Here is a 2205-nt window from a genome sequence, read left to right on the forward strand (position 1 = left end):
CCAATTCCTTGAAGGATATGGGAGTTAGTCCACAGGACAATGTTGCCTTTTTCCTAGAGCGCTCAGAGTTATATATGTTCTCTGCATTGGCCATTCTCTCCATTGGTGCTGTATATGTGCCGATAGATGATGCTTTGCCTGATGAGCGCATAAAATTCATGTTGAATGATACTGACACCAAGGCTGTGATAGTCAGCAAAGGCACTTATGATAGGGCTCAAAGATTAGTTGTTGATGTTCATCTTTTAGATATTTCAGAAATTGTTGAAGATTCTGGGGCTAGTTTGTCCAGTTTACCTGTAGTTTATGGAGATTTAGCCTGTATATTATATACCAGTGGAACTACAGGCATTCCAAAAGGGGTTAAGATTACAAGAAAGGGAATTACCAGCTATGTTGATTTCTATGTAAATGAATACAATATGAAAAACGGTTCAAAATTCGGCATGTTCTCTTCAATTGGATTTGATGTAGGGGCAATACGTGCTATCTGCGGACCATTATATGGCGGATCCTGTTTGGATATTGTTCCAATGGACATCAGATTAGACATTGAAAAGCTGAATCAGCATTTCATCAGTCATGGAGTCACCCATACCACTCTTCCAACACAGGTTGCCAGAATATTCATAGATGAAGTCAAGGATACCTCGTTGAAGGTTCTAATCACTGGCGGTGAAAAATTAGGGCCTGTAAATGTAAGTACAGATTATTCATTTATAGATTCATATGGACCTACAGAAGCTTGTGTTGCAGTTTGTGCTATTGAAGAGAAGGATAAGATAGATTCCTCTTCCATTGGGCATTTATTCACAAACCTCAAGGCTTACATCTTGGATGATGAATTGAGACGCGTCCCTATAGGTGCTGTAGGTGAATTGCATATTGCAGGAAATCAAGTGGCTAAAGGTTACCTAAATCGAAAGGAAGAAACCACTAAGGCATTTATAGATAATCCATTTGAAAGGGATGATGCTTATGGCATAATGTATCGTACTGGAGACTTGGTGAGGGTCTTGCCGGATGGTTCCTTAGGCATCGTAGGCCGTCGTGACAGTCAGGTGAAAGTGAGAGGAAACCGTGTTGAACTGATGGAAGTTGAAGCTGCAATCAGAGAAATGGATTCAATTGAGGCAGTTACAGTTCAAGTAATTGAGCACAATGGCAACAATGAGTTGGTGGCTTATGTTGTAAGTGATGATGACAATATTACCGAATCCCTTCTTTCATATGTTGCAAGCCAAAAGCCTGATTATATGGTGCCTTCATTTGTTGTTAAATTGGAGAATATTCCTTTAACCGTTAACGGTAAAGTGGATAGGCGTGCTTTGCCTGAAGTTGACAGAAGCACTTTGCATGCCGGTTATATTGCTCCAAGGAATGAAAAGGAAAGAACTATTGTGAAGGCTTTTGAAAATGTATTCAATCAGGAAAACATAGGCATTCAAGATGATTTCATTCACTTAGGCGGGGACTCATTAATTTCCATAAAGCTATTGTCCCATCTTGAGGATTATGACATTACAGCAGCGGACATCTTAAGTTTACGCACTCCAGAAGCCATTGCAAAAAGCATTGATGAGTTTTCATTGGATTTGGACATCTATTCATTGGAAGGAGGATGTCCATTGAATGAGGCTCAAATCAATTTGTTTTTAGATTCCATAATGAATAAGACTGATTTTTATCACATTCCAACTTTTATGAGCGTTCCTAAGGAATACGGCCTTCAAAAGGTGCTGGATGCATTGAATGAAATCCTGATTGTGCATCCAATTTTGGCTATGCGTGTAAGCAGTTATTATGAAGGAGATGAAGATAAAAACTTCTTTGACAGAATTAGGGATAATGTCGATTTAGTGAAGGATTTAAAGGATTTGGGAGATAGCTTTAGTGACCAATCACTTGTGGATCTTCTAAAAAGCAATGGATGGAACATAAAGAGCATTTGGGATATGGTTCGAACTGCTGCAAAGGCATTCAGAGGAGAATATCCTTACTTAGTAACAGGGGCTGAACCTCCTGTCACCGTTGAATCAGGATTTAATGAAGATATCATAAAGGATTTCTTAGCTCAAGGCTTTGATTTGTATGATTATTTGGCAATGTTCAAGGTTCTTGAATTAGAGGATTCATATGTAGTGCTGGCTAAGTTCAATCACATCATTTTTGATGGAATGTGCGTAAATACATTTAAACGGGACC

1 protein-coding gene is annotated in these 2205 nt (G+C 39.0%); it reads left to right on the forward strand.

The window, feature by feature from the left end; all coding sequences use genetic code 11:
* On the forward strand, positions 1-2205 hold a 2205-nt coding region (locus ACKI67_RS06040), incomplete at both ends, for an amino acid adenylation domain-containing protein (protein ID WP_407462541.1).

Origin of the sequence: Methanobrevibacter sp., from assembly GCF_045577275.1 — an archaeon.
Taxonomy (GTDB): domain Archaea; phylum Methanobacteriota; class Methanobacteria; order Methanobacteriales; family Methanobacteriaceae; genus Methanobrevibacter.